Source organism: Cohnella baijiui (genome assembly GCF_020731285.1).
GTDB lineage: Bacteria > Bacillota > Bacilli > Paenibacillales > Paenibacillaceae > Cohnella.
In genome coordinates, this window is the sequence record NZ_JAJFOW010000004.1 from 186,270 (window position 1) to 212,632 (window position 26,363).

The 26,363-nt window shown below is 61.3% G+C and carries 25 protein-coding genes; 13 read left to right on the top strand and 12 right to left on the bottom strand.

The window, feature by feature from the left end; genetic code table 11:
• Positions 1 to 316: 316 nt before the first annotated feature.
• On the top strand, positions 317 to 2,065 hold the full coding sequence (locus LKX83_RS06085) for a proline--tRNA ligase (RefSeq protein WP_227881278.1): 1,749 nt from the start codon (positions 317 to 319) through the stop codon (positions 2,063 to 2,065).
• On the opposite strand, the gene mraY is transcribed toward LKX83_RS06085, so the two are convergent.
• From mraY to LKX83_RS06120, 7 genes are all read right to left on the bottom strand, one after another.
• Entirely contained in the window at positions 2,058 to 3,011 is a 954-nt protein-coding gene (gene mraY, locus LKX83_RS06090) for a phospho-N-acetylmuramoyl-pentapeptide-transferase (RefSeq protein ID WP_227881279.1), read from the bottom strand. The two genes, LKX83_RS06085 and mraY, sit on opposite strands and share 8 nt — an antisense overlap.
• Positions 3,012 to 3,106: 95 nt before the next feature.
• Positions 3,107 to 4,087: an N-acetylglucosamine kinase gene (locus LKX83_RS06095; RefSeq protein WP_227881280.1), complete on the bottom strand. Its 981-nt coding sequence runs from the start codon at positions 4,085 to 4,087 to the stop codon at positions 3,107 to 3,109.
• Between the two features lie 186 nt (positions 4,088 to 4,273).
• Complete coding sequence (locus LKX83_RS06100; protein ID WP_227881281.1) at positions 4,274 to 5,146, bottom strand: type VI secretion system tube protein Hcp; 873 nt, start codon at positions 5,144 to 5,146, stop codon at positions 4,274 to 4,276.
• Between the two features lie 42 nt (positions 5,147 to 5,188).
• Positions 5,189 to 5,359 carry a hypothetical protein gene (locus LKX83_RS06105; protein WP_227881282.1) on the bottom strand — a complete coding sequence of 57 codons (171 nt, stop codon included), beginning with the start codon at positions 5,357 to 5,359 and terminating at the stop codon, positions 5,189 to 5,191.
• A gap of 88 nt (positions 5,360 to 5,447) precedes the next feature.
• Positions 5,448 to 6,020 (bottom strand): Hcp family type VI secretion system effector, encoded by a 573-nt coding sequence (locus tag LKX83_RS06110; RefSeq protein ID WP_227881283.1) that lies wholly within the window; start codon positions 6,018 to 6,020, stop codon positions 5,448 to 5,450.
• A gap of 790 nt (positions 6,021 to 6,810) precedes the next feature.
• Complete coding sequence (locus LKX83_RS06115) at positions 6,811 to 7,887, bottom strand: LLM class flavin-dependent oxidoreductase (protein ID WP_227881284.1); 1,077 nt, start codon at positions 7,885 to 7,887, stop codon at positions 6,811 to 6,813.
• A 79-nt stretch (positions 7,888 to 7,966) separates the two neighbouring features.
• A complete protein-coding gene (locus tag LKX83_RS06120) occupies positions 7,967 to 8,752 on the bottom strand; it encodes a DeoR/GlpR family DNA-binding transcription regulator (RefSeq protein WP_227881285.1) in 786 nt (261 codons plus the stop codon).
• 330 nt (positions 8,753 to 9,082) lie between these two features.
• Here LKX83_RS06120 and LKX83_RS06125 point away from each other — a divergent pair, with 330 nt between their 5' ends.
• The 9 genes from LKX83_RS06125 to LKX83_RS06165 all read left to right on the top strand — a co-directional run bounded on the left by LKX83_RS06125 (position 9,083) and on the right by LKX83_RS06165 (position 18,174).
• Entirely contained in the window at positions 9,083 to 10,099 is a 1,017-nt protein-coding gene (locus tag LKX83_RS06125; protein ID WP_227881286.1) for an SDR family oxidoreductase, read from the top strand.
• A 305-nt stretch (positions 10,100 to 10,404) separates the two neighbouring features.
• Positions 10,405 to 10,926: a 5' nucleotidase, NT5C type gene (locus LKX83_RS06130; protein WP_227881287.1), complete on the top strand. Its 522-nt coding sequence runs from the start codon at positions 10,405 to 10,407 to the stop codon at positions 10,924 to 10,926.
• A 322-nt stretch (positions 10,927 to 11,248) separates the two neighbouring features.
• The gene (locus LKX83_RS06135; RefSeq protein WP_227881288.1) at positions 11,249 to 12,004 is read left to right on the top strand and encodes a hypothetical protein; all 756 of its coding nucleotides are present in this window, start codon (positions 11,249 to 11,251) and stop codon (positions 12,002 to 12,004) included.
• 44 nt (positions 12,005 to 12,048) lie between these two features.
• Complete coding sequence (locus LKX83_RS06140) at positions 12,049 to 12,780, top strand: hypothetical protein (protein WP_227881289.1); 732 nt, start codon at positions 12,049 to 12,051, stop codon at positions 12,778 to 12,780.
• Positions 12,781 to 12,805: 25 nt separating this feature from the next.
• Positions 12,806 to 14,122, top strand: coding sequence for an SPFH domain-containing protein (locus LKX83_RS06145; protein WP_227881290.1), 1,317 nt, complete (start codon positions 12,806 to 12,808; stop codon positions 14,120 to 14,122).
• Between the two features lies 1 nt (position 14,123).
• Positions 14,124 to 14,870 (top strand): hypothetical protein, encoded by a 747-nt coding sequence (locus LKX83_RS06150; protein ID WP_227881291.1) that lies wholly within the window; start codon positions 14,124 to 14,126, stop codon positions 14,868 to 14,870.
• 183 nt (positions 14,871 to 15,053) lie between these two features.
• A complete protein-coding gene (locus LKX83_RS06155) occupies positions 15,054 to 16,496 on the top strand; it encodes a DEAD/DEAH box helicase (RefSeq protein WP_227881292.1) in 1,443 nt (480 codons plus the stop codon).
• Between the two features lie 66 nt (positions 16,497 to 16,562).
• Positions 16,563 to 17,153 carry a TetR/AcrR family transcriptional regulator gene (locus LKX83_RS06160; protein WP_227881293.1) on the top strand — a complete coding sequence of 197 codons (591 nt, stop codon included), beginning with the start codon at positions 16,563 to 16,565 and terminating at the stop codon, positions 17,151 to 17,153.
• Positions 17,154 to 17,430: 277 nt separating this feature from the next.
• Positions 17,431 to 18,174, top strand: coding sequence for an SDR family oxidoreductase (locus LKX83_RS06165; RefSeq protein WP_227881294.1), 744 nt, complete (start codon positions 17,431 to 17,433; stop codon positions 18,172 to 18,174).
• Positions 18,175 to 18,464: 290 nt separating this feature from the next.
• Here the strand turns inward: LKX83_RS06165 and LKX83_RS06170 are convergent, their stop codons facing one another.
• From LKX83_RS06170 to LKX83_RS06185, 4 genes are read right to left on the bottom strand one after another with little or no spacing between them, the layout of a single operon-like run.
• Positions 18,465 to 19,475, bottom strand: a complete 1,011-nt coding sequence (locus LKX83_RS06170; protein ID WP_227881295.1) for a FecCD family ABC transporter permease — start codon at positions 19,473 to 19,475, stop codon at positions 18,465 to 18,467.
• Complete coding sequence (locus tag LKX83_RS06175; RefSeq protein ID WP_227881296.1) at positions 19,472 to 20,482, bottom strand: FecCD family ABC transporter permease; 1,011 nt, start codon at positions 20,480 to 20,482, stop codon at positions 19,472 to 19,474. Before LKX83_RS06175 ends, LKX83_RS06170 begins: the two co-directional genes overlap by 4 nt.
• 7 nt (positions 20,483 to 20,489) lie before the next feature.
• Entirely contained in the window at positions 20,490 to 21,449 is a 960-nt protein-coding gene (locus LKX83_RS06180; RefSeq protein WP_227881297.1) for an iron-hydroxamate ABC transporter substrate-binding protein, read from the bottom strand.
• Positions 21,370 to 22,248 (bottom strand): ABC transporter ATP-binding protein, encoded by an 879-nt coding sequence (locus LKX83_RS06185; RefSeq protein ID WP_227881298.1) that lies wholly within the window; start codon positions 22,246 to 22,248, stop codon positions 21,370 to 21,372. Before LKX83_RS06185 ends, LKX83_RS06180 begins: the two co-directional genes overlap by 80 nt.
• A gap of 190 nt (positions 22,249 to 22,438) precedes the next feature.
• On the opposite strand from LKX83_RS06185, the gene LKX83_RS06190 reads away from it, so the two are divergent.
• From LKX83_RS06190 to LKX83_RS06200, 3 genes are all read left to right on the top strand, one after another.
• Complete coding sequence (locus LKX83_RS06190) at positions 22,439 to 23,485, top strand: NAD(P)/FAD-dependent oxidoreductase (RefSeq protein WP_227881299.1); 1,047 nt, start codon at positions 22,439 to 22,441, stop codon at positions 23,483 to 23,485.
• A 70-nt stretch (positions 23,486 to 23,555) separates the two neighbouring features.
• Positions 23,556 to 23,738, top strand: coding sequence for a hypothetical protein (locus tag LKX83_RS06195; protein WP_227881300.1), 183 nt, complete (start codon positions 23,556 to 23,558; stop codon positions 23,736 to 23,738).
• 103 nt (positions 23,739 to 23,841) lie between these two features.
• Positions 23,842 to 24,855, top strand: coding sequence for a GNAT family N-acetyltransferase (locus LKX83_RS06200; RefSeq protein ID WP_227881301.1), 1,014 nt, complete (start codon positions 23,842 to 23,844; stop codon positions 24,853 to 24,855).
• A 962-nt stretch (positions 24,856 to 25,817) separates the two neighbouring features.
• Here LKX83_RS06200 and LKX83_RS06205 read toward each other — a convergent pair.
• A complete protein-coding gene (locus tag LKX83_RS06205; RefSeq protein ID WP_227881302.1) occupies positions 25,818 to 26,360 on the bottom strand; it encodes a chromate transporter in 543 nt (180 codons plus the stop codon).
• Positions 26,361 to 26,363: the final 3 nt, after the last annotated feature.

Consider the following 26,363-nt stretch of genomic DNA (forward strand, 5'->3'; position numbering starts at 1 on the left):
CTCTCTTGACGGCCTCGGCCAAATTCGGTATATTGATGCACAATATCGAAATTGCGACGACCGAGGACATGAGGTTCGCGTCAGGCGGTACAGAGAGGAGACCCCAGGCTGCAAGGTCTCCCGCCGAGCGGATGCTCCCCGCCTCGCGAGCAGCAGCGGCGAACGACCCCGTATCCGCTGCCGGCACTTGCCGTTATCCGTTCGAGGACCGCTTCTTTCCGGCGGTCGAATCCAGGGTGGTACCACGACACATTCGTCCCTGACGAATGTGTCTTTTTGTTTTTTTATCCCTTTGGCGGAAAGGAAGGACGAGCAAATGAGACAATCCACGCTGTTCGCTACGACGCTGCGCCAATCGCCCGCGGATGCGGAGGCCGCGAGCCACCGGCTGCTTTTGCGGGCGGGCTTCATTCGCCAGCTGGCCGCGGGCATTTATGCCTATCTGCCGCTCGGCAGGCGCGTGCTCGCTAAGATCGAGGGAATCGTCCGAGAGGAGATGGATCGCGCGGGTGCCCAGGAGATGCTCCTGACGGCGCTGCAGCCGGCCGAGCTGTGGCAGGCTTCAGGCCGCTACGAAGTGTACGGGCCGGAGCTGGTACGCCTTCGGGACCGTCATGACCGCGAGTTCGCGCTCGGGCCGACGCACGAAGAGGTCATCACCACGCTGGTGAAGCACGACATCCGCTCCTATCGGCGGCTGCCGTTTACCGTGTACCAGATTCAAACGAAATTCCGCGACGAGCGGCGTCCCAGGTCCGGCCTGCTGCGCGGGCGGGAGTTCCTCATGAAGGATGCCTATTCATTTGATACGAGCTGGGAGGGCGTAGACCGCTCCTACAGGCGCATGTACGAGGCTTACGTCCGGATTTTCGAGCGCTGCGGTCTGCGATTTCGGGCGGTCGAGGCCGATCCCGGCGCCATCGGCGGCGAAGGCGGAACCCATGAATTCATGGCACTGGCCGAGGCGGGCGAAGATACGATCGCGTCATGCACGCGGTGCGGCTACAGCGCGAACTTGGAGAAAGCGGAAGCGGGCTTGCCGGAGGAGGATGCCGATGGGACGGCGGGGGTCGAAGAGAGGCGAGGAGCGATTGCGGAGGCGGATGTCGAAGAAGCTGAGCGCATCTATACGCCCGGCATTCGGACGATCGAGCAATTGACGTCCTTCCTGGGGATCGAGCCGCGGTGTGTCATCAAGACGCTGCTCTACGTCGCGGACGGACAGCCGGTCGCCGTACTCGTGCGAGGGGACCACGAAGCAAACGAAACCAAGCTGCTGCGCGCCCTGAACGCCGAGCAGGCGGAGCTGGCCGATGCCGACACCGTCGCGTCGGTCACGGGGGCGCCCCCGGGCTACGCGGGGCCGATTGGCCTCGGCATCCCGATACTCGTAGACGAGGCGGTCGCACGGATGCAATCCGGCGTTTGCGGGGCGAACGAGGCGGACTATCATGTCCGTCGCGCGGTTCCGGGCCGGGATTTCGCCGTTCATCGCACCGGGGATTTCCGCAACGTGCGGGAAGGCGACCGCTGCCCGCGCTGCGGGCAAGGCGAGCTGCGCCTGGGCAGAGGGATCGAGGTCGGCCACGTCTTTAAGCTGGGGACCAAATACAGCGAAGCGCTCGGAGCCGCGTTTCTGGACGCGGAGGGACGCGAGCGACCGCTTCTCATGGGATGCTACGGAATCGGAGTCTCGCGGCTGCTGGCGGCGATCGTCGAGCAGCGCCATGACGACAAAGGCATCGTCTGGCCGGCCGCGATCGCGCCTTATCGGGCGCATATCGTGCCCGTATCCGCGCGCGACGAAACGCAGGTACGCGTGGCGGAGAGGCTGTACGAGGAGCTGGTGCGGCAGGGGATCGAGACGCTGCTGGACGACCGGGACGAGCGGGCCGGCGTCAAGTTCAACGACGCGGACCTGATCGGCATTCCGTTCCGCATCGTCGTCGGCAAGCAGGCCGGGGAGGGCCTCGTCGAGTATACGGTCCGAGCGGATGGGGAGAAGCGCCTGCTGACGGTCGAAGATGCGATCGCACGCATCCGCGCGGCTGCTGCAGCTACATGAGGAAGCGCCAGATCAGCCAGGAGACGATCGCGGACAGCCACGAAATGAAGCCGAAGATCATGACGATTTTGTTTTCGCTCCAGCCGTACTTGAGGCTGAAGTGAAAATGGATCGGCGTCATGCGGAAGATGCGAAGCTTCGTCTTCTTGTAGTACCAGACCTGCAGCATGACGGAAAACTGCTCGGCCAGATAGACGGAGAACAGCAGCGGAATGAGGATTTCGACTTTTTCGAGCACGGCGAGAAAGGCGAGCGACCCGCCGATCGCGAGCGATCCGGTATCGCCCATGAATGCCTTGGCCGGGTAGATGTTGTAAAGAAACAGGCCGAGCAGGCAGCCGATCATGACGAGGGAGAACGTCTTCACTTCGGCATGCTCCGAGATCGCGAAGAAGAAAAAGTAGGTTGGAATGGCGACGTTGATGAGGAGCCCGTCCAGTCCGTCCGTAAAGTTGATCGCGTTGGCCGAGCCGACGATGAAGAGAACCATCGGCGCCAGGTACACGACGACCGGCAGATGAAGGTGGAACCCGCCGAACAGCGCGATGTCCGAGCTGAGGTCGAATTGAACGAGCAGAATATACAGCAGCAGGAACGTCGCGGCGAACTGGCAGATCAACTTCATTTTGCCGGACATGCCGGAAGGATCCTGGTAGGCGGCTTTCTTGAAGTCGTCCATAAAGCCGATCAGGCTGAACAGGACGAAGGTACCGCCGAGAAACAGCACCAGCGGCTTCGGGTGAAAGTAAAACGAGGTGGCGACACCCGTGAGCAGGATGAGGCCGGCCATCAGCGGGGTGCCGCGCTTCGCCTGATGGTCCGGCGGCAGCTCGACGCGGATCGGCTGGGTGAGCTTCAGGGTCCGCAGTCCCCAGATCAGCAGAGGCGTCAGTGCGGCAACCAGCAGAAAAGACAAACCTAATGCGCGGAACAGCGAACTTTCCATGACGGGACGCTCCCTTTGGCGTAATCTCTTGTCCTATGTATACTTGGCCGGGGCGGGTGAATATGCCATCCGGTCCGGCGTGGCGACTCGGCGACCTAGCACGTGGAAGGCCGGATTTCCTGCATCCGGGCGGCGACCGCCTCGTCGATCGGCAGCCCGAGCCGGGTCATGGCCAGCAAAACGGCGCCGGCGGCGGGTGAAAACTGCGGAGGCACGACGGCGAAGCGTTTGCGCCGGCACTCCCGCAGTCGCTCGTCCAGCGCGCGGCTTACGTAGCGGCTCGTGGCGACGCTTCCCGTAAGCGAGACCTGGACCGCGTCGGCGGCGAAGATGGGGCTCAGCAGCTCGATGGCGACGACGATCTGGTCGACGGCGCGGTCGCAGACGCGCCTCGCGACGCTGCTGCCGCGCTCCGCGGCAGCTGTGACGGAGGGGGCGAACCGGCCGAAGCGGAGGTCGCGCGACCGACGGTCGTCCTCGAAGCCGTCGCGTGCGAAGGCATACAGCTCGGAGACGGCAGAGACGTCCCAATGCGCCAACATGGCCGCGATCAGCGACTCGTCGGTCTCGTCCGTCCGGCCCGCCAGCGTCTCGTAGACGGCGTCGTAGGCGAGGAAGCGGGCGGCGCTGGCCGCGTAATGGCGAAAGTCGTAGTTGCGCACGGGGCGCCCGTCCTCGGCGATGGCCAGGACGATCGAACCCGTTCCGGAGATGACGATAATGCCCGGCTGCGCCAGGAATGCGCCGTAATGGGCGACGATCGCGTCGTTGACGTGCCATTGGGGGCAGTTCAGCCCGGGGACCTCGGTCAGGGGCCGAACCCAGATCAGGTCTTCCTCGGCATCCAGTCCGGCGATGCCTGCCGCGACGCCCGCGATCTCGCCGGGCGACTTGTCCGCCTGCTCCAGCGCCGACCTGATGGCGCCGCGGACGTTGTCCGCCGCGGCTTCGTCTTTGTAGAGGGACGCGGCGCCCCGGGATACGTAAGCCAGCACCTTTCCCGTCTGATCGCAGACCATGACGCGGGTGTGCGTCCCGCCACCGTCGATGCCGATGACAACCTTTTCGTCAGCCATGCGTTCCGCCTCCGTTTCATTTAATTGGATTATACGGCAAACGGGAGGGGAGAGGAACTCCAAATACGGGAAAGGAGCAGGCGCCATTTTTCCGATCGGGGGTAAATGGGGAGGAATATTCGGGGCGAAGACGCGTTCGGCGCCGGCGATCAGAGATCGCCGGCGCCGAGAGGCGTCGCTAGACGTCTAGTAGGATCCGTTGCCCGTGAACGTTCCTTTGTCGAAGTCCATCACGTTGACCTTTTCCCGGTCGCCCGCTTGGTTGGCGCTGTAGTATTCTACGGTGCGGGTATCGGAGGCGTACACGTCGAACGGTCCGAGATACGGCTTCCATTCGCCGCCGTTGATTCGGTATTGCGTCGATTGGACCGTGCTGCCGGTCGCCGTCGCCTTGAGCGAGACGCGGAAGCCTTGAATGTACGTCTGGCCTTTGGGGGCGGCAGCTTTGATCGGATCCACGTGGTATTGAGTGATGATGCCGTGCTCTTCGCCCGGCCCGGTGCCGGGGCCCGGCCCCGAACCCGAACCGCCTCCGCCGGGCGATTCCTCCGAGGGAGGGGGCGTATACGCGACGGTTGCTTCCTTCACCTGCAGGCGGATCGTCTCCGCGGTCGTCCCGTCCTTGACCACGGTATCGAAGGCGGTGACGCGGATGCCGGTCATCCGGACCTCCATGTAGGTGGCGTTCCCCTTCGGATTGCTGTCCTGGACGCGCAGGACGCCGCTCTTGATCGATTGGCCCGTGGACAGGGCTTTGAGCAGCGGGAGAGAGGACGCGTCCATCGTCTTGCGAATCCGAATTTCCTGATCCTGCACTTTGACTCCGGTCTCGGTTCCCTTCTTCGGCGAGGCGGCGGACGTCCCGACCGTGTAATCGGTCAGCACGATGGCGCCTTTGTACGGCTCGGTCGCAAAGCCGCCTTGAATCCCGTCGAGCGACAAAAGCAGCCCAGGCAGCTTTGTCGGCGCGGCGGCCTCTGCGGGCTTCGGCCCGGCGAACGCCAGAACGGCGGCTGCCAGCACGGCCAGCAGCAAGTTCGCTTTGAAAAATCTAGCCAAGATCGATCGGCTCCTTTGTATGAAATCGCCGTCCGCCCGCGGTCAGCTGTCCAATACCAGCTGCTCCCGTTTCCAGAAATCGCCGCTCGGCACGAACTGCCACAGCGTGCCGGAGGCGCTCGTCGCCCGAATGTCCAGCGCCGCGAGCGCCGGCTTCGACCACGCTTTTTTGATCGGCAGGGGCGTAGCCTCCCCAATCGGTTCTATTCCCATCGTCATGCTCCTCCTTCTTCATGCTGATCGTTTCGTTGGCCGAGACCGGCAAGAATACGGTCTTGCCGGCTCCGGCCGGCCTTCGCGTTTACTTGACGCTTCCTTTGCCGATGTCGATTTCGAGCGTCTGCTTCGGTCCGGGCGCTCCGTCTTTGCCTTGCGTCGTATACTCGAACTTCAGCTCCGTCGCCGTCAGCTTGACCGTTTCCGATTGCCGCTCGGATTCGGCGCCCGAGACCTGGTCGCCGGTGACGGTGATGTTCTTGAGCGTGATCGTCAGAGACGGCTTGCCGTTGATGCCAAGCACGTAGAGCGTGCCGGTGGCGGTCCTTTTGCCCGAGGCGAGGTTGCGCAGCAGCGTCAGCGTAGCGCTGTCCACGTACTTGGTAAGCGTAAGGTCGGTATAAGTCGGTTTGCCGGCCCCGCTGCCGCCTCCAGCGCTGGCGCTGACCGTGCTGGTCGCGCCGAATTCGAAGCTGCGGATGTCGATGCCGCCTTTGTAGTCCCTAAGCGTGCTCTCGCCGCTGACCCCGTCCAGGACGAGAATCATCGAGGAGCCGGCCGCATCGCTAGCGGCGGAGGCGGGACGCGCCGCCGCCCAGGTGAAAGCGGAGAGTGCGAGCAGAATGGCAAAGGCCCTTATCGTATTGCGGTACAACAAGCGAACCAGCTCCTTTTAAATGATACGATTCGTATCAAGATTATCATAAATTTTTCGCCGATGCTAGTCCATTTCGAAGCGCTTCGGGCCGCGTCAGCAAAGGCGTCACGCCTCGACGGCGTTCCCGATTCGGGGGTAGGACTAAGGGCGGGAAAGCGGGACATTTCATCGAAGAAAATGCCGACAAATGGCCGGAAATGCGAGGGGTGGATGGTCGGGTGAGCGTGCGAATAGGGAACAACTGATTTGGCTGGCGAACGTGCGAGGGGGCAAATAGGGAACGAAAAGTTCCTTATTTGGCTTGCGGACGTGCGAGGGGAGCGAATAGGGAACAAAATGTTCCTTATTTGGCTGGCGGACGTGCGAGCGAGGGGGCAAATAGGGAACAAAATGTTCCTTATTTAGTTGGCGGACGTGCGAGTGCAGAGAGTGGCAAATAGGGGGAAAAATGTTCCTTATTTGGTTGGCGGACGTGCGAGAGTGGCAAATAGGGAACAAAAAGTTTCTTATTTGGTTGGCAGATGTGCGAGGGGGGCAAATAGGGAACAAAATGTCCCTTATTTGGTTAGCAGGCGTGCGAAGGGAGCGAATAGGGAACAAAATGTTCCTTATTTGGCTGGCGAACGTGCGAGGGGGCAAATAGGGAACGAAAAGTTCCTTATTTAAGTTGGCGGACCAATGTGATCGGTGAACAGGGAGTAAAAAAGAGGCGACAGCGCGCTGTCGCCTCTTGCCTATGCCGCCGGCTTGCCGGCCCAACTCACCCCTGCCGATGGCTTGCCATGCCGACTCACCCCTGCCGTCCGCCCTCGATCCGGGCCAGCTCCCGGCGTACGATCGGCGCCACCTTGGTGCCGAGCAGCTCGATGGCGTGCAGCACCTCGCGGTGCGGCATCGTGCCGACGTTCACGTGCAGGAAGAACCGCGTTATGCCCAAATTGCGGCGCAGCAGCACGATTTTCTCCGCCACATACTCGGGATCGCCGACATAGAGGGCGCCCCGCAGGCTGCGTGCGGCGTCGAAAGCGGTCCGATCGTACGGCGGCCAGCCCCGCTCGCGGCCGATCCTGTTCATCTGGGCCTGCGTAGACGGGAAAAACGAGTCCGCCGCCTGCTCGGTCGTATCGCCGACGAAGCCGTGCGAGTGTGTCGCGATCTGCAGTTTGTCCGGATCATGTCCGGCTTGGCGCGCCGCTTGGCGATAGAGATCGACCAACGGGGCAAAGCGCTCCGGCATGCCGCCGATGATGGCGAGGGCGATCGGCAGCCCCAGCGTGCCCGCCCGCACGGCGGACTCCGGATTTCCGCCGCTGGCGATCCAGACCGGGAGCGGTTCCTGAACGGAGCGTGGATAGACGCCCAGATTGCGGATGGCGGGGCGGTGCTTGCCGTTCCAGGTGACTTTCTCCGACTCGCGGATGGCGAGCAGCAGCTGCAGCTTCTCCTCGAACAGCTCGTCGTAGTCGTCCAGGCTGTAGCCGAAAAGCGGGAAGGACTCGATGAACGAGCCGCGGCCCGCCATGATTTCGGCCCGGCCGTTCGAGAGTCCGTCGAGCGTGGAGAAAGCTTGATAAACGCGGACCGGATCGTCCGAGGAAAGGACGGTGACGGCGCTCGTCAGCCGGATCCGCTTGGTCGTCGCGGCTGCAGCTGCGAGGACGACGGCGGGCGCGCTGCCCGCGTAGTCGGGACGGTGATGTTCCCCGACGCCGTAGACGTCGAGCCCGACCTGGTCGGCCAGGACGATCTCCTCGATCGCCTGGCGGAGCCGTTCGGCATGGCTGATCGCTTGTCCCGTCACGGGATCCGGCGTCGCCTCCAGAAACGTGCTGATTCCGATTTCCATAGGGGCTGCCTTATCGGTCATGACATCTCCTCCTTTTCGTTTTTCTATTATACTATACAATTTATTGTCACTCAAATATCGTAAGTAACAATGACATTGGTCAGTCCGAGGCCGTGCGGGTTTCCCCCGGTTTGGCGATCAATACCCGGACTCCTTTATTCTGGATCGCCTCGACGGCATCCATGCTCGCCTCTTCGTCCGTTATGAGCACATCCATGTCCGTGATCGGCCCCTCCATGACGAACTGGTCGACGCCGAGCTTTTCGTGCGGGGCCAGGCAGATGCGCTGGCGGGAAATCTCGACGGCGGTGCGGCTGAGGGCAGCGACCTCCGGCGTAGCGAGGCTGATCCCGTTAGGGGAGATGCCTCCGCCCGTGACGAAGCAGGTGTCGATCGTAAACTGCCGTAGAAAGGCCTGCGCCAGCGCGTCCGTAATGCTGCCCGAGCGCTTGACCAGCCCGCCGAGCAAATAGACGTCGACGTTGTCCCGATCCTTCAGGACGTTCGCCACCGCCGTCGCATTCGTGATGACCGTGAACGGGAAAAGCGGCAGATGCTTCAGCATGCCGAATTGAATGCCCGCGCTTCCGAGGAATACCGTATCCCGTTCGCGGATGAACGTGGCGGCCAGCTTGGAGATGGCATCCTGGTGCGGCACGGCTTCCCCGTAGCGCCGATCCGGCGGTAGCGGAGCCTGGCGAACGGAAACCGCCGGGATGGCGCCTCCGTGCGTGCGTTTGAGCAAGCCTTTCTGTTCCATCATCGTCAGGTCCCGGCGGATCGAATCGATGGACATCCCGAATTGGTCGGCCAGCTCTTTGACCAACACTCTTCCGTTCCGCTCGAGCAGAGCGAGGATTTGGTCGCGTCTTTCGTCGGAGAACAAGGAATCATCGCCTCCTATTGGTTTCGTATGATTCCAGTTTATTCACGTTTGTTACTATTTGTCAAAATAATCATTCCGTTATGTTCTCGTATATTCGTTATTATGCCGTTTTTTTATCGTGTTCGCAAGCACATCTCCTGCCAACGCGTCCTACTCCGCAAGCCGGGAGATCTCCGCATCGCAATCGGAACAGGCGCCATCCGATCGCCGAGACTTCGGGCGTCGGTCGCTGCCGGGATATTCGCGAGAGGCATTGTTTTCCTTGTGAACGCGTGTTAACCTGAGGAGGGCCATCGTTTTTCGGGGCGATTACGAATCGGAGGTGGATTTATGAAAGCGCTATTTATCGGAGGGACAGGTACGATCAGCGCGGCAATCACCCGCCAACTGCTGGCGCAGGGATGCGAGCTTTATCTGTTGAACCGGGGCAACCGCAACGAGACGCTGCCGCCGGGAGCCAAGATCATCCAGGCGGATATTCGGGACGAGGATCGCGTGGCGCAGCTGCTCGAAGGCTTGTCCTTCGACGTCGTCGCCGACTTCATCGCGTTCGAGCCCGCGCAGCTGGAGCGAGACTACCGGTTGTTCAAGGACAAGACGAGACAATTCATTTTCATAAGCTCCGCCTCTGCCTATCAAACGCCGTTATCCGACTATCGCATCACCGAAGGGACCCCGCTGTCGAATCCGTATTGGGCTTATTCGCGCAACAAGATCGCTTGCGAGGAGTACCTGATGAAGCAATATCGGGAGGAAGGCTTCCCGATCACGATCGTACGGCCTAGCCATACATACGACGAGCGGTCCATACCGCTAGGCGTGCATGGCGGCAAGGGGACGTGGCAGGTCGCCAGACGCATGTTGGCGGGCAAACCCGTCATCATCCACGGAGACGGGACCTCCCTCTGGACGATGACGCATAACCGCGACTTCGCGAAAGGCTTCATCGGCCTGATGGGCAACATTCACGCGATTGGCGAGTCCGTTCACATCACATCTGACGAGTCCGTCACGTGGAACCAGATCTACGAAGCGATCGCCGCCGCGCTCGGCGTGAAGCTGAACGCCGTCCATATCGCCTCCGAGTTTCTCGACGCCTGCAGCACGGAGGATTACCGGGGCGGACTGTTGGGAGACAAGGCGAATACGGTCGTCTTCGACAATTCCAAGCTGAAGCGGCTCGTGCCGGAATTCGTCGCCACGACCCGGCTCGATCAAGGCATCCGGGAAACGATCGATTATATTCTGGCGCATCCTGAGCATCAAAAAGAGGACCCGGCGTTCGATGTCTGGTGCGACAAGGTGATCGAGGCACTGGAGCAGGCGCGGAAAGCCATTCTGGCTTAAGGCGAAAGTAGGCATGGCAAACGGGATGAAGCGGAGGAGATCCTTTCGCTTCATCCCTTTTTTGAATTCCATGCAGCCGTGCGATGCCGTTAGCCGCGCAAACCGGTTATCGCGCCCGCCATCGGCACGAAACCGCGTGCGTTAGCCGCTCAAACCGGCTATCGCACCCGCCGGCCCCGCTCCCGGCCTAATCTTTTCCGCCTCGACGACCCCTGTTCATCCGCCCGCCGCCTCCAAATTTGTGCCCGCTTGTCCGGAGCGAAGGTGTATAATGGAACGAACATCGCTGGAAAGGCGGCTTACGCATGAAACGAATCGCAATCGATATGGACGAGGTCGTGGCGGACTTTAACCTCAAGCACCTCAGCGTGTTCAACCGCGAATTCAACGATAACGTGACGCTGGAGGACCTGCAGGGGTGCCACCTTCGGGACTTGCGTCCGCACCTGGTGCAGGAGATCCGCAAATACTTGGAGGACCCCTTGTTCTTCCGCGACCTGGAGGTCATGAAGGACAGCCAGGAGGTGATCCGGGCGCTCAGCGAGCGCTACGAGATCTTCATCACGACCGCGGCGATGGAGGTTCCCGCGTCGTTCAACGCCAAGTACGAGTGGCTGAAGGAGCATTTCGGCTTCCTTGACGAGATGAATTTCGTCTTCTGCGGGGACAAGAGCATCGTCCAGGCCGACTTTCTCATCGACGACAACGCCCGCCACTTCAAACGCTTCGGCGGACAGGGCATTCTCTATACTTCGCCCCACAATATCCATGAGACCGGCTACGTCCGGGTGAACAACTGGCAGGAAGTGCGGGCGTATTTCTTGTAAAAGACGACTGGGACTTCCGTCATAGATTGGAGTTTCCATATAGCCCCAACCATCATTCGTGCCGTATGCCCCAACACCGGCTCGCAGTCGAGAACGGAAGTTCGGCCGCACCAACTGTTCCTTGTCATTCCCGCTTTTCGCCAAGCTTAAAGGCCGTCCTCCCATGGGCGGCCTTTTGGCGTTCCTATCGCGATTTGCAAGGGTCGTCGGCACGAAAAACAGAAAATACAAAGTCCTCTATTGGAGGAAATACTTTCATGGCGTAGAATGTTAATAGAACTCGAATCGTGTCATAGACTTCGAAGAAGAGAGAAGGACTGCTATGCTGCGGGAGGAACTCAAAACCGCAATTGGAAATAAAACGGAAGGCTGGCTCGGCTGGCAGATGTTTCTGGTGCTGCTGTACCCGCTCGCGCTTTTGCAAATCGTGCTGTTTTGGATTCGGTTCGCGAGGCATGAATACCTGAGAGCGCAAAACGTCATGATCGTGGCCATCCACTTATTTGTGTTGACCTTCTTCTCGGTGATCGGCCTAATCGTCGCTGCATTTCGAGACGTGTGGGGCTTTACGATGGTCGATTTCGTCATCCTGGGCGTGATCTGCTTGGTCGTCGGGTTGGTAGCATCGGGGATTTCGGACTCGATCGAAAAACGCAAGCTGGACCTCCTGGAACGGTACCACGCGCTCGCGTCCGAAGGCCGCTATACGCACGTTTCCCAGATCGCAGCCCAGACCGGCCGGTCGGTCGCGGCCGCATCCCTGGCGCTGAACTTCATGTACGAGGCCGGCCTCTTGCCGTATTACGCGCATCAGGAGACCGGCGAGTTGCTCTACGACGAAAGCTACGACGACGCCGAAGCGGAGGACGAGGAGGACGAGGAGGACGAGGAGGACGAGGAGGACGAAGACGGGGAGGAAGGGGAAGCGGAAGTCGAAGTCTTCTACGAGGACGAGAACGACGGACCGCTGACGGTCGAGTGTCCGGGCTGCGGCTCCAAGGCGCAGATCTTCCGGCACCAGCCGGCGTCCTGCGAGTATTGCGGAACCCCGCTAAGCTGGCCGTCCCGCGTCTCCTGACCGACCGTTTCGCCTTACTAGATCGATAGAAGGAGGGGCCTTCTTTGCCCTTACGCGAACACCTGAAAAAAGCGATTTCCAAACGAGTCGGCGCCTGGCTGGGCTGGCAGCTGTTCCTCGTCATCTTGTACCCGCTCGCGCTCTTGCAGATCGTCCTGTTCTGGATTCGGTTCGCGAGATACGAATATTTGCGCGGCATGAACGTTTTCATCGTCGCCGTACATTTCTACGCGCTAGCGGGCTACAGCATCATCATCAACACGATCCTTCGCGTCACCGACAACAACGAAGACGGCTCGGCGACCGGCTTTGCCATCCTCGGCGTTTTGTTCGCCGTCATCGCCTTCGTATTCCACGCGATCTACAGCAGCCTTCAGCGGAGCAAGCTTACGCTGCTCGAAGGCTACTACACGCTGGCGACGAACGGCTCCTGCAGCCATGTGGGACAAATCGCCTCGTATACGGGGCGGTCGCCCGCCGCCGTTGCGCTCGGGATGGAATTCATGAACCAAGCCGGCCTGCTCCCGATTCTCGTAAACGATCCGACGGGCGAGCTCTATTACGACGTGCGTTACGGTGAAGCCTCCTATGCATCGCAGGCGCAACAGACGGAGTACGAGCAGACTTGGAGCGCAGAGCCCGCGGCCGCCTCGGATAGCGGACTAGTGACGGTGGAGTGCCCCGGCTGCGGCTCCAAATCGCAAATCTATCGCAACCACGCCGCCACGTGCGAGTATTGCAGCTCGCCGCTCGGCGAGCCCGCCCCGGTCTCTTAACTAACTTTTGCAAGGAGCGGAATCTATGGCCATCGTAGATGTATTGAAATTTGAAGCTTCGGCGGACGTCTTCGCCTGGAAATATCCGAACGCGGAGCTGGGCACGTGGACGCAGCTGATCGTGCACGAGACGCAGGAGGCGATCCTGTTCAAAGGCGGTCAGGCGCTCGATCTGTTCGGCCCCGGCAGGCATACGCTGGAGACGGCGAACATCCCGCTGCTCCAGTCGCTGATCAACCTGCCGTTCGGCGGCAAATCCCCGTTCGCGGCGGAGGTATGGTTCGTCAACAAGGTGCACGCTCTGGACGTCAAGTGGGGCACCCCGGCGCCGCTCCAGCTGCAGGATCCGAAGTACCAGCTGTTCGTGGCGGTCCGCTCGTTCGGGCAGTTCGGCGTGCAGGTCGAGGACTCCCGCAAATTTTTGCTGAAACTGATCGGCGCGCTCCCGATATTCGACCGGGAATCGCTCGTGACGTATTTCCGCGGCTTGCTGATGATGAACATCAACGAGCTGATCTCGTCCTACCTGGTCCGCAAAAAGATCAGCATCCTCGAGATTAACGCGTACGTAGGCGAGATTGCGGAGCATATCCAGGAGCGGCTCGCGCCGATTTTCCAGGAGTACGGGATCCGGCTGCTGAACTTCAACATCGGCTCGATCAACATTCCGGACAACGATCCGTCGACGGTCAAGCTCAAGGAAGCGCTGGCCAAAAAGGCGGAAATGGACATCATCGGCTACACCTACCAGCAGGAACGCACCTTTAATACGCTCGAAGGCGCCGCCAAAAACGAAGGCGGAGGCGGCGCGAACATCATGGGCGCCGGCATCGGGCTCGGCATGGGCTTCGGCGTCGGCGGCGCCGTCGGCGGACAGATGGCCGGCCTGACGCAGCAGATGGACACGTCCGCCTATACCAGGCGGTGCTCCCGCTGCCAAAGCTTGAACCGGGCCGAAGCCGCCTTCTGCATGTCGTGCGGGGGAAAGCTGGGCGACCCACAGCCTCCTCTTGCACAGGAGGTGGAATGCAGCCGATGCGGCAAGCCCTTCCCCGCGACGGCGAAATTCTGCCCGGACTGCGGCGATCCGAATCGCCCATGTCCCAAGTGCGGGGCGGACAACGCGGAGGATGCGGCCCAGTGCCGCAAATGCGGGACGTCTCTTCTCCCGCCCAGATCGTGCGCCAAATGCGGCGAGCAGCTCGAAGGACCGGTCAAGTTCTGCCCGAACTGCGGGACGGGCGTGGCCGAACTGCGCTGCGGCAACTGCCAGCACGAGGTGAAGCCCGGCCAGAAGTTCTGTCTGGAATGCGGGCACAGCCTGACCAAGCAGGAGGACTGACATGAGCCAACCGCGTTCGTATTTCCGAATCGATACGTTTATCTATGTGCTCGCCTTGATCGTAACGGTCGCCGTTTTGCTGCTGTTCGGCCTTCCGCTTTTCCGGCCGGGGCATTTCGCGTTCTCGCTCGGCTCCCTGCTCATCGCGGAGACGGCGGCTTACTTCTATTCGCGCTATATGAGCACGTTGAACCGCCGGTTCGGCAAGCTGGTGCCGGGTTATCTGGGCTATGGCACGATCGTTTTCCTGTATTTTGTCGCCTCGGTCGTGATCATTCTGGTGTTTTCCGTCTATTTGGACGTTTCCACGCGCTCTTACGCCCTAATCCACGTCATCGCGTTGGCGCTCGCGGGCATCCTCGCCGGCTTCGTCGCCTTCTCCGTGAACAACGCGCAGGAGCAGGAGGACGAAGCGGCCGAAGCCGTCCAATGGGTCAGCGGCATGCTGCTCTCGATCTCCTCCGCCAAGCTGCACCTTAACGGGGTCGGCGACGCCGCCGCCGCGCCGCTCAAGCGGAGCGTAGATGAGCTGGAAGAGAAGGTGCGTTACAGCGATCCTGTCTCCCACCCGTCAATGCGGGAAACGGACGAGCTCCTGCTGCAGCAGGTGAAGCTGCTGTCCGACGACATTCTGCTGCTCGGCGCGGGATTCGACGTCGCGGAGCAGTCCGAGCCGCTTGCCCGCCGGGTGGGCCAACTGATGAACGAGGTGATGCTGCGCAACCAGCAGCTCGTCCGCCTCAAATAGCCTTCGCGCCTCTCGCGCGGTTGCAGAAGCTTCCCTTTCCGCCCTGGCGGCGGAGATGGAGGCTTTTGCCGTTTTTGCGGAAGGCGAGCGGGGGAACGAAGAGCCAAGCTGCGGGTAGGGAACAAAGTGTGGTAAAGTAAGCTAGAGCATCAACAAGCCAACGACGGCTCCGAAGGAGATCTTATGACTTTCAACGATTTGAAACTTTCGCCTCCGATTCTGAAGGCATTAAGCAAGGAAAATTACACGACGCCGACCCCGATCCAGCAGCAGGCGATCCCGGCGGCGCTCGCGGGCCGCGATCTGTTCGGCTGCGCGCAGACGGGCACGGGCAAAACCGCCGCGTTCGCGCTGCCGATCCTGCAGCTGCTGAACGCCCAGCAGCCGCCGAGAGGCGGCGGGCCCCGCCCGATCCGCTCCCTGATCCTGACGCCCACGCGGGAGCTGGCGATTCAGATTGCCGACAACATGCAAGCCTACGGCCAATTCACCCCGCTGCGGTGCTCCGTCATCGTGGGAGGCGTTTCGCAGAAGGCGCAGGAGGATATGCTCGCGCGCGGCACGGACGTACTCATCGCGACGCCTGGCCGGCTCATCGACCTCATGAACCAGGGCCTCGCCGATCTGCGGCACGTGCAGATCCTTGTGCTCGACGAGGCGGACCGGATGCTGGACATGGGCTTCATCCACGATATGAAACGGATCATCGCGAAGCTGCCGGCCCAGCGCCAGACGCTGTTTTTCTCCGCGACGATGCCGCCCGAGATCACAAGCATGGTGGACTCGCTCCTGAAGGATCCCGTCAAGATCGAGATCACGCCGGTCTCCTCCACGGTCGATCGCATCGCGCAGTCCGTTTATTTCGTCGACAAGGAAAACAAGCTGAACCTGCTGAACCTGCTGCTGCAGGACGCATCGATCGAGTCGGTGCTTGTGTTTACCCGGACCAAGCACGGCGCCGATCGCGTCGCGCGCGGCCTGACCAAGGCGAAGATCACGGCGCAGGCCATCCACGGCGACAAGTCGCAGAACGCGCGGCAAGGCGCCCTGAACAACTTCAAGAGCGGCGCGACCCGCGTCCTCGTGGCAACTGATATCGCCGCCCGAGGCATCGACATCGAGGAGTTGTCCCACGTCGTGAACTTCAACCTGCCGAACATCCCGGAGACGTACGTCCACCGGATCGGCCGGACGGGGCGGGCGGGGCACAGCGGGATCGCGATCTCGTTTTGCGAATACGAGGAGCTGCCCTACCTCAAGGACATCGAGAAGCTGACGAAGAAAAAAATCCCCGTCGTGGAGGATCATCCGTACCCGATGCTGAACACGTCGCCGGCGCCGAAGACGGCGGGACAGAACGGCGGAGGCGGCGGAAGGCAGCAGCAAGGGCGGCAGCAGCCGAAGCAAGCGCAGCAGCCGAAGCAAGCGCAACAGGGCGGCCGCGGGGGAGACCGCGCCTCGGTAGCCTCCGCGCAGCCGCAGGGCGGCGCGAACCGGCAGCAGGGGCAGCGCCGGCCCGCCCAGAACGGGCAGGGCGGCCAGCCGTCCCGGCCGGCGCGCACCGGCGGCGAGCCGGGCAAGAAGGTGCAGTGGCCAGACCCGGCCAGACCGTCGGGACGGGGATAGAAGCGCTGCGGGGCAGCGCAAGCGAGAGGAGGTACGGCGAAGAGCTGCACAGGCTCTTCGGACCCTATGGCTCATGATCAGATTCTGACCCGGGAAGCCATCCTGGACGCGGCCGAGCAGGTGCTGCGCCGCTACGGGCCGGAGAAGACGTCCGTCGTCGACATCGCCAAGGCGCTCCAGGTCAGCCACGGCACGCTCTATCGCCACTTCGCGAGCAAGGCCGACCTGCGGGAGGCCGTCACCGAGCGCTGGCTCGACCAGCGCATCTCCGCGCCGCTCGAAGCGATCGTCGAGCGGCAGGACGGCACCGCCGCCGAGCGGCTGCGCGATTGGCTGCAGGCGCTCGTTCGCGCCAAGCGAACGTACCTGGCGGAGGACGCGGAGATGTTCGCCATGTATACGGCGGTCACCGCCGAGTCGGTCGCGATCGTCCACGCCCACATCGCCCACCTGACCGGCCAGATCGCCCGGATCCTGGAGAGCGGAATCCGCTCCGGGGAGTTCAAGCCCGGGCGGCCCGAGACGGTCGCGCGGGCGATCTTCACGGCCACCGCCCGGTTCCACCATCCCGCCCATGCGCGGGACTGGCAGTCGGACGAGGCGGAGGCCGATTTCGAAGCGGTATGGGCGCTGCTGCTCTCCGGACTTGCCGTCTAAGGCATGGCCGACCGCGACTCGCGAAGCCCTTCTTTCCTTGGTCATACAGAATGTATAAGTTTTAGCCCTATCCATTTCTGTATGACCTCCGATAAAAACGTGCCGCCATCTTTCTTGAAGACGGCGGAGCCGTTTTTACTTGGGACAAAGGGGAAGATGGGCTTTTTTTGTTTACCGAATGACAAATAATAAAAAATGTCATTTGACATATGTTATCCAGAGACACTATAATCGACGCACGGAAGCCAAACGAATACGGAAAAGGGTGGATGGAAAAATGGAGAAGAAGCTGGCGGGAAAAGTCGCTTTGGTCACGGGAGCCTCGCGGGGCATCGGCCGCCGCATCGCGGAGGACTTGGCGCTGCACGGCGCCAAGGTCGTCTTGAATTACGCGAGCCAACCGGACAAGGCGGAGGAAGCGGTCGCGGCGATTCGGTCGCAGGGCGGGGAAGCAGTCGCCGTGCAGGCCGATATCGCCCGGGTCGCGGAGGTGGAGCGTCTGTTCGGGGAGACGCTTCGGGTTTACGGACGGATCGACATTCTGGTGAACAACGCTGGCATTATGATTACCAAGCCGATCGAGCATATGACGGAGGCGGATTTCGACCGTCAGTTCGCGATCAACGTCAAGGGCACCTTCTTCGCCATTCAGCAGGCGGCGCGGCACATGAGCGACAACGGGCGCATCATCAATTTTTCTACGTCCGTCGTCGGCCAGATGTTCCCCGGCTACAGCGCTTATGCGGGGACGAAGGGCGCGGTCGAGCAGTTCACCCGCCAGTTGGCCAAGGAACTGGGCGCCAAAGGCATTACGATCAATGCGGTCGCGCCCGGCCCGGTCAACACCGAGCTGTTCAACGTCGGCAAAACCGAGGAGCAGATCAAGGCAATCGTCGGGATGGCCGCGCTCGGCCGAATCGGCGAACCGGACGATATTTCCCGGGTCGTGCTGTTCCTCGCCGGTCCGGACTCGCAGTGGGTCACCGGACAGACGCTTCGCGCCAACGGGGGCTATATTTAATAATTGCGTCTCTCCGAGCAAATGAAATCTCACCGCGCAACAGAAAAGAACCGCCGGTCGCCCGGCGGTTTTCGTTGTTGGTCATACAGAATGTATAAGATTTAGCCCTATCCATTTCTGTATGACCACCGATAAAAGCGTGTCGCCATCTTCCTTGAAGACGGCGGAGCCGTTTTTACTTGGTCATACAGAATGTATAAGTTTTAGCCCTATCCATTTCTGTATGACCTCCGATAAAAAACGTGCCGCCATCTTCTTTGAAGGCGGCGGAGCCGTTTTTACTTATCGCGTTACGTTCGTTTGAGCAGCAGATACATAAAGTATGGCGCTCCGATCAGGGCGACCATCACGCCTGCCGGAATGCCGTCGGGGCTGACGACCTGCCGGCCGATCGTGTCGGCCAGCAGGAGGAACCAACCGCCGATGAGCATGGCGACGGGAATGGACAGCTGATGGCGGGGACCGACGATCGCTTTGGCGATGTGCGGCGCCATGAGGCCGATGAAGGCGATCCCGCCGGTTACCGAGATGGCCGCGGCGGCGAGCGCCACCGCGACGCCCAGCAGCACGAGCCGCTCCGAACGGATCGCCACGCCGACGCCGACCGCTGCCGGTTCGCTGAGCCCGAGCACATTCAGCCGATTCGCCTTGAACCAGGCGAACGGGATGAGGATCGCGAGCCAAGGGGCGATCGCCAGGATGAAGGGCCAGTCCGTGCCCCAGACGTTGCCTGCCAGCCAGCGGGAGATGAAGTCGACCTTGGCCCGCTCGGCCGAAGAGATCAGGACGATCATGACCCCCGACAGCGCCATGGAGAAGCCTACGCCGGTCAGCACCAGCTTCACCGGCTGCATCCCGGTGCGCCGGGATGCCGAGAAGAGGTAGATCAGCGCCGCGGTGGCCAGGGCGCCCGCGAACGCGACCGCCGGGAGCAGATAGACGAAGCTGCCCGGACCGAGCGGGAGGAACAGGAAGAACACGGCGATGGCGACGCCCGCGCCGGAGTTGATGCCGATGATGCCCGGGTCGGCCAGATCGTTGCGGGTGATGCCCTGCAGGATCGAGCCGGACACCGCAAGCGCCATGCCGGACAACAGGGTGATGACGATCCGCGGCAGCCGGACCGAGAACAGCACGAAGTGCTCCTTGAACGTGCCGTGACCGAGCAGGGTCGGGATCAAGCGATCGTAGGACAGCTTGGCGTAGCCCATCCCCATGCTGACGACGATCGTCGCGAGAATGAGCGCGATAAGCGCAAGCGCCGTGATGCGGTATTTGCGGATGACGGCGGGATGGATCATGTGAAAGCCTTGCCCCCTTTGTGCACGATGAACAGGAAGAAGGGCAGGCCGACCATCGCGACGATCGCCGCCACCGGCGTTTCGTAAGGCGCGTTGATCGTGCGGCCGAGCGTGTCCGCCAGCAGCATGAACGAGCCGCCCGTCACGGCGGACATCGGCACGACGTAGCGGTAGTCGGTCCCGACGATCGCGCGCACGATGTGCGGGATCATGAGGCCGATGAACGTCATGTTCCCGACCAACGCGACCGAGGCGCCGGCCAGCAGGATCATGATCGCGAACAGGATGGCCTTGATGCGCGTCGTGTTTTGCCCGAGGCCGACGGCGACCTCTTCGCTCATACTTAGAATGGTGAGCTGCCGGGACAACGCGAGCGAGGCGAGGAGCCCGACCGCGATGAACGGGACGATCACCTGGAGCTGCCCCCAGGAGGCGCCGATGAGGCCGCCGGCCGTCCACATGGAGACGTCCTTGGAAATCTTGAACGCGAGGCCGACGCCTTCCGCGATCGCGAACAGGAAAGCGGAGACGGCGGCGCCCGCCAGGACGAGACGAAGCGGCGAGAAGCCTCCCCGCTTCAGCGAGACGATGCCGAAGACGAGGCCGGTGCCGACCGCCGCGCCGATGAAGCAGGCGATCATGATGCCGAAATAGTTCGCCGACGGCAGGAAAGCCATCGTGACGGCAAGCGCCGCGTTGGCACCGGCCGTCAGGCCGAGCAAGCCCGGATCCGCCAGCGGATTGCGCGTCATGCCCTGCATGATGGCGCCGGAGACGGCGAGCGCCGCTCCGACGAAGATGGCCGCGACTTCCCGCGGCAGCCGGATCTCGCGGATGATGGAGATGTTGTCGCCGGCCGCGCGGGTGAAGAGCGCCTGCCAGACGTCGCTCAGGCTCGTATGCTTTGCCCCGAAAATCATCGCGACGGCGAACATGGCGACGAAGAAGACGATTCCGCCGATGAACTTGAAGCCGAAAGGGAGGGTACGTCGTTGTTCGGTCATCATCGGCCCCTTAACCCAAGAAATGTATTTTGAAAAACGCGAGCTGGTATTCGAGCGTCAGCGGATCGTTGAAGTAGAACGCTTTGGCGTCGGCTTCGAAGACGCGGTTGTTCTTGACCGCGGGAATGTTCTTGTACGTTTCGGTCTGCATGAACGAGTTGTCCGCATCGCCGTTTTTGCTGAAGATCATGTAGTCGCCCGCAAATTCCGGCAGCACTTCGAGCGAGAGGGCGTAGTAGCCGTCCTTCAGCGCCATGTCCTTGACCTTTTGCGGCATGGCGAGCTTCATCTCCTGGTAGAGGATCTCGGTGCCGCGGCCCCAGTTGTCGCCGAAGACGTACAGCTGCTTGTCGAAGCTCTCGATGACCGACACGGTCGCGTTCTCGCCGATCTTCGCTTTGATCTCCTCGCCGGCTTCGTGCGCGCGCTTCTTGAAGTCGTCGACCCATTCCCGCGCTTCCTTTTCCTTGTTCAGCAGCTTGCCGATCTCGATCTGCTGCGTTAAGTAATCCACCTTGCCGTATGTGAAAGTGATCGTAGGCGCGATCTCCTTCAGCTTGTCGATGTTTTTGAGGTTCGACAGGCCGATGATCAGATCCGGATCAAGCTCGATGATCTTCTCCAGATTTTCGTCGGACACTTCCTGCGCGTCCTTCAGCTTGTCTTGGAACTCGGGATTCATCTTGGACCAGGAGTCGACGCCGACGATCGGAACGCCGAGGGCCATGACGTTGCCTGTGAAAGAAGACAGGACGACGACGCGCTTCGGATCCGCGGGCACTTCGATCGGGCCGTTCTCGGACTGGTACGTGATCTTGCCTGAAGCGGAGGACGCTTCGGGGGAGGCGGGGGCAGTGGCGGAGGGCGATGCGGCCGATTCGCCGGACGACTTAGCCGACTGATTGTTGTTGCTGCTGCAGGCGCTCAGTATGATGAGAATGAGGATCAGTAGCGGAATGGCTTTCTTCATGGTTCACGGATTCTCCCTTGATGAGGTTGTAGGTGATGCACATCGGCTGGTTCGTGCGGGGGTCGCGGCCGATTTCCGCGTCGATATGGAACACTTGGCGCAGCACGTCGCGGCGAATGACCTCTTCGTTGGTGCCAGCCTTGACGATCTCGCCGTCCTTGAGCGCGATGATGTAGTCCGCGAATCGCGCGGCTTGATTCAAGTCGTGCAGCACCATGACGATCGTGCGGCTCTGCTCGGTGTTCAGCCGCTTCAACAGCTCCAACACCTCGAGCTGATGCGCCATGTCCAGGTACGTCGTCGGCTCGTCGAGGAAGATGATCTCGGTCTCCTGGGCGAGCGCCATGGCGATCCATACCCGCTGCCGCTGACCGCCGGACAGCGCGTCGACGGGCCGATGCTTGAAGGCAATCGTCCCGGTGGCCTCGAGCGCCCAGTCGATCACTTCGATATCGCGGGGGGTGAGACGGCCCATTCCTTTCTGATAAGGAAAGCGTCCGTAGGAGACGAGCTCTCCGACCGTCAGTCCGCTCGCGCTCTCGGGCGTTTGCGGCAGGATCGCCATTTTCTTGGCCAGCAGCTTCGTGTTCTCCTTGGCGATGCTCATGCCGTCCAGCATGACCGAACCCGACTGGTGCGGGATAATGCGGGTGATCGCTTTGAGCAGCGTGGACTTGCCGCAGCCGTTCGAGCCGATGATCGCCGTCACCTTCCGGTCCGGGATCATGACGCTGAGGTCCTTGACGATCGCGCGCTCGCCGTAGCCGATATTCAGATCTTCCGTATAGAGGCGAACCATGAGGGGGAACCTCCTTCGCAGGCGTTATTTTAAGTGATAATGATTCTCAATGTCGCTCACCACTTTAAGATAATGAGAATTCTCCCCCCTGTCAATCGATTTTTTCTTGAAATTCGGATCCGGAAGGTGTATATTCAAGTCAATTGAGAATGATAATCAATGATAAATTTTGAGATAGGGTGAGGACGACATGGATCGGGAGCTTTTCGACGTCACGATAATCGGAGGAGGTCCGGCCGGGCTTTACTCGGCTTTCTATAGCGGTCTTCGCGAGATGAAAACGAAACTGATCGAATTTCAGCCGCACCTGGGGGGCAAGGTTCATGTCTACCCGGAAAAGATGATCTGGGACATCGGAGGAGTGACGCCGATTCCCGGCGCCAAGCTGATCGAGCAGCTCGTCCAACAGGGGCTCACATTTAGCCCCGAGGTTGTCCTGAACGAGAAGATCGTCTCCATCAAGCGCGACGCCGAGGGCATTTTCGAGCTGCTCGCCGCCTCCGGGCGCGTCCACTATTCGAAGACGGTCATCGTCGCGGTCGGCAGCGGCATCTTGAAGCCGCAGAAGCTGGCGATCGAGGGCGCCGAGCGGTACGAAGTGTCGAACCTCCACTATACGGTGAAGTCGCTGAAGCAATTCCAGGACAAGACGATCATCATCTCCGGCGGCGGGAATGCGGCGATCGACTGGGCGAACGAGCTCGAGCCCATCGCGCGGCGCGTATTCCTGGCCTGCCGGAGGGACGCGCTGACCGGGCACGAGGCGCAGGCGTCGCAGCTGATGAACAGCTCGGCTGTCTGTCTGTTCCAGACGCAGATCACGAAGCTGTTGGCGAGCGAAGACCACTCGGTCATCGAACGCGTCGAGCTGACGGACCTGGAGACCGGAGAAGTCTCCCACCTGCCTGTCGACGAAGTCATTATCAATCATGGCTACGAGCAGGACACGAGTCTGCTGGACAACAGCGAATTGAAGATGACGATGGCCGAGCACGGGTTCATCGTGGGCAATTCGGGCAGCGAATCCTCGGTGCCTGGGCTGTATGCGGCAGGCGACATTCTTACCCACGACGGCAAGCTGCATCTCATCGCAGGCGCCTTCCAGGACGCGGCCAATGCCGTGAACCGGGCGAAGCGGTACATCCAGCCGGATGCCGACAAGGTCGCGATGGTATCGTCGCACAATGAAGTCTTCAAGGCCCGCAACCGGGAAATCTTGAAGATGATGCTGGGTTAGCGGGGGGAGTTCCGACGGGGTTCGGCGCGCAAGCGAGGCGTCCGGATGCCGGGCGGAAGGAGGGAAAGGCATGAACGCCGTTCTGGAGCCTTATCTCCTCGGGTGGAAGAGGACGGGACATCTGCGTGACGATGTTCCGTCCTTTTTCGTGCTGCACGGCGACAAGGAATACGCTGGATCCCGCGCGGAGCAGGTCGTTAACCCGAATATCGGGTTATCTCGCGCCGCACTCCCGCACGAAGCAGATCGTTAACCCCGCGTGGCCGCTTTTATTTATAACCAACCTTTCCATGGCAGCTGCTTCTCGGGTATGTCAAACTGGTCTTATAAGCGTTATTCGAGAGGGGAAGGGAACCATGCCCATCGTATTACGGCCTTTGCGGCTGCCGGACGACTATGCGGAGATCGCTGCCCTGCTGAATACCTACTGGTCCGAGCCGACGTCCGCGGGCCGGCTGGAGGAGGACGACGCCAAACTGTACGAGGTCGGCCATACCTATCTGGACGAGAACGGCATGCTCGGCGGATATGACCGGACGCGCCGAGTGGCGGTCGACCCGGCGGGCCGGATCGTCGGCTACGTATGGGCGTGGCGGGCGCCTTGGACGGAGCCGGGACATCTGAACTTCACGCTGGTCGCCGGGGAAGACGTTCGGGGCAGAGGCGTCGGGAGCATGCTGCTGCAGCACGCCCGGGCGTGGGGAGAGGCGCTGGGGGCGGTCAAGCTCGTCACCGAAGTGTGGGACGACCGGCCCGACGACTTGCGGTTCGCCGAGCGCAGAGGCTTCGCAGTCGAGCGGCACGCCTTCCAGTCGGTGCTCCGACTGGACCGCGACTTGCCGGAATCGTCGGCGGAGGACGAGACGCTGGCGGCGCTGGAGCGGGAAGGGCTCCGTTATACGACGCTGGCGGAGGAGCCGGGCGAGGAGAGTGAGCGCAAGCTGCACGCGCTGTACCAAGAGACGATGTTCGACATTCCCGGCTTCACCGGCGAGGTCCCCGTCTTCGAGGAGTGGCGCAAGTGGTATCTGCAGCCGGATGGCTACGCGCCGGAACAGGTGCTCATCGTCGCGGACGGAGAGCGGTACGTCGGCGTTTCCAATGTCATATACAAAGCTGCGACGAACGGCATGTACCACGAATACACCGGCGTGAGCAGATCTCATCGCGGAAGACGCGTCGGCAGGGCGTTGAAGCTGCTCGCCCGGCAGCTCGCGAAGCGGCGGGGAGCGGACTATATCCGGACGGACAACGACTCGCTGAACGCGCCGATCCTGCGGATCAACCGCAGCATGGGATACGAGCCGCTGCGCGGTTCATACCGGATCGTGGCCGATCTGGCGGCCGTTCCGACGCAGGGGCACGAATAGGCTAAATAGAGCGAACCGGCTTTGCCTTCTTCCCGGAAGATGGCGAAGCCGTTTTGGTTTGCCGCGTGCCTCGGCACGGCCTCTAGTTGGAAGATCCTGAAATAGCGTACATAAGTCCCAACCCGGGGATTAACGGGAGTTCCAGCTCAAAACCGAAATCGGTGCTTCATCAGAGGAAAAGATACGAGTGCGTAAAAGAGGGCTAAATCTAATGGTTGTGAGCGACGCTATTTGGGCTGAAAACGGGGTTTGAAATATGTAATGGTTGCCAGTGAGCCTATTTCCCGTTTGTTCGTAGGCAGAGGGGCTGTTTCGTCCTAATAAGCGCGCATGCAACAGTTAGAAAAGAAACCTCCGTTTTTGGGGCCGATTAAGCGCTAGGACAACCGTTACGTAGCCATGTTCCAAACCGATCACTCGTTCGAGGCTGACCCGTTGGTCAGGCACCGAATTCAGGTTGAGCCGGAAATCCTCAGCGCCGGACGAAATAGCTCTCCAGCGGCCCGCCGGTCAGGGCGAACCGCCGGATGCCGAGGCCGGAGGCGGCCAGCGTGGAGGAGCCTCGGATCGGTTCCTTCGTATACCGGAACAGCCGGATCGAGCCGTCCGCCGACAGCTTGAATTCGGTCGTTCCCAGCTCCCGGACGATCGTTCGCCGCGCGCGCCGGGTCGTCCACTTTGATATGGAGATGCTGCCGGCATTTGTCGTTCAGCTCTTGCACCGTCAGTTATTTCACTTCGTAGCCCCGCTTGCGAAGAGCTTCCGACACCCAGCTTCCGATCTCCCGGTCGTCCTCGATATGCAAGATACGTTTCAACGGCCTCATCTTCATTCCCGGAAGTCGCGCGGCGAACAAGCCTGTTCCGATAGTTACCATCTTGCCATCGAAGAAGGATTGAAGAGTCGTTCGCTGCGAAGAGGAGCGAGGTCCCGAAAACGGTGCCGGCTCCCCGGATGAAAGCTATGCGACGGTATGCGAAAGCACCAGGCCGCCGTAGGCGAAAGCCGCGACGATGACGAGGGCGGGATGCGCTTTTTTCAAGGCCATCGCCCAAAAGGCGACGGCGGCGATGCCGAGCGTCTGCCAAAGGCCGATCGCTCGCAGCGACTCGTCCCCCATTTGCCAAGCGAGCACGATCATCATGACGGCGATGACCGGCTGCACGAGCAGCGTCATGCCTTTGACCGCTTTCGATCCCCGGTATTTTTGCAGCAGGCGGATCAGTCCGATCAGCGCGACGGCCGACGGCACGATCGTGGCGGCGAGGGCGATGAGCAAGCCCGCCGCTCCGGAGGCGCGAAAGCCGACGTATGCGGCGATTTTGGTGGCGATCGGCCCGGGCAGCGTATTGCCGAGTGCGAGCATGTTGGAAAATTGCAGATCGTTCAGCCAGCCGTAATGGGAGACGACTTCCCGATACATGAGCGGAATCGAGGCGGGGCCGCCTCCGTACCCGAGTACGTTGGAGAGGAAAAAACCGAGCAACAGCTTCCACCATTCCATGAG

Bases quoted from the DNA above. Each gene is read 5' to 3' on its own strand.
- LKX83_RS06190 (WP_227881299.1), top strand. From the start codon at position 22,439: ATGGATCGGGAGCTTTTCGACGTCACGATAATCGGAGGAGGTCCGGCC.
- LKX83_RS06205 (WP_227881302.1), bottom strand. From the start codon at position 26,360: ATGGAATGGTGGAAGCTGTTGCTCGGTTTTTTCCTCTCCAACGTACTC.
- LKX83_RS06170 (WP_227881295.1), bottom strand. From the start codon at position 19,475: ATGATCCATCCCGCCGTCATCCGCAAATACCGCATCACGGCGCTTGCG.
- LKX83_RS06125 (WP_227881286.1), top strand. From the start codon at position 9,083: ATGAAAGCGCTATTTATCGGAGGGACAGGTACGATCAGCGCGGCAATC.
- LKX83_RS06130 (WP_227881287.1), top strand. From the start codon at position 10,405: ATGAAACGAATCGCAATCGATATGGACGAGGTCGTGGCGGACTTTAAC.
- LKX83_RS06085 (WP_227881278.1), top strand. From the start codon at position 317: ATGAGACAATCCACGCTGTTCGCTACGACGCTGCGCCAATCGCCCGCG.
- LKX83_RS06165 (WP_227881294.1), top strand. From the start codon at position 17,431: ATGGAGAAGAAGCTGGCGGGAAAAGTCGCTTTGGTCACGGGAGCCTCG.
- LKX83_RS06160 (WP_227881293.1), top strand. From the start codon at position 16,563: ATGGCTCATGATCAGATTCTGACCCGGGAAGCCATCCTGGACGCGGCC.
- LKX83_RS06195 (WP_227881300.1), top strand. From the start codon at position 23,556: ATGAACGCCGTTCTGGAGCCTTATCTCCTCGGGTGGAAGAGGACGGGA.
- LKX83_RS06180 (WP_227881297.1), bottom strand. From the start codon at position 21,449: ATGAAGAAAGCCATTCCGCTACTGATCCTCATTCTCATCATACTGAGC.
- LKX83_RS06135 (WP_227881288.1), top strand. From the start codon at position 11,249: ATGCTGCGGGAGGAACTCAAAACCGCAATTGGAAATAAAACGGAAGGC.
- LKX83_RS06155 (WP_227881292.1), top strand. From the start codon at position 15,054: ATGACTTTCAACGATTTGAAACTTTCGCCTCCGATTCTGAAGGCATTA.
- LKX83_RS06095 (WP_227881280.1), bottom strand. From the start codon at position 4,087: ATGGCTGACGAAAAGGTTGTCATCGGCATCGACGGTGGCGGGACGCAC.
- LKX83_RS06145 (WP_227881290.1), top strand. From the start codon at position 12,806: ATGGCCATCGTAGATGTATTGAAATTTGAAGCTTCGGCGGACGTCTTC.
- LKX83_RS06105 (WP_227881282.1), bottom strand. From the start codon at position 5,359: ATGGGAATAGAACCGATTGGGGAGGCTACGCCCCTGCCGATCAAAAAA.
- LKX83_RS06185 (WP_227881298.1), bottom strand. From the start codon at position 22,248: ATGGTTCGCCTCTATACGGAAGATCTGAATATCGGCTACGGCGAGCGC.
- mraY (WP_227881279.1), bottom strand. From the start codon at position 3,011: ATGGAAAGTTCGCTGTTCCGCGCATTAGGTTTGTCTTTTCTGCTGGTT.
- LKX83_RS06200 (WP_227881301.1), top strand. From the start codon at position 23,842: ATGCCCATCGTATTACGGCCTTTGCGGCTGCCGGACGACTATGCGGAG.
- LKX83_RS06150 (WP_227881291.1), top strand. From the start codon at position 14,124: ATGAGCCAACCGCGTTCGTATTTCCGAATCGATACGTTTATCTATGTG.
- LKX83_RS06175 (WP_227881296.1), bottom strand. From the start codon at position 20,482: ATGATGACCGAACAACGACGTACCCTCCCTTTCGGCTTCAAGTTCATC.
- LKX83_RS06115 (WP_227881284.1), bottom strand. From the start codon at position 7,887: ATGACCGATAAGGCAGCCCCTATGGAAATCGGAATCAGCACGTTTCTG.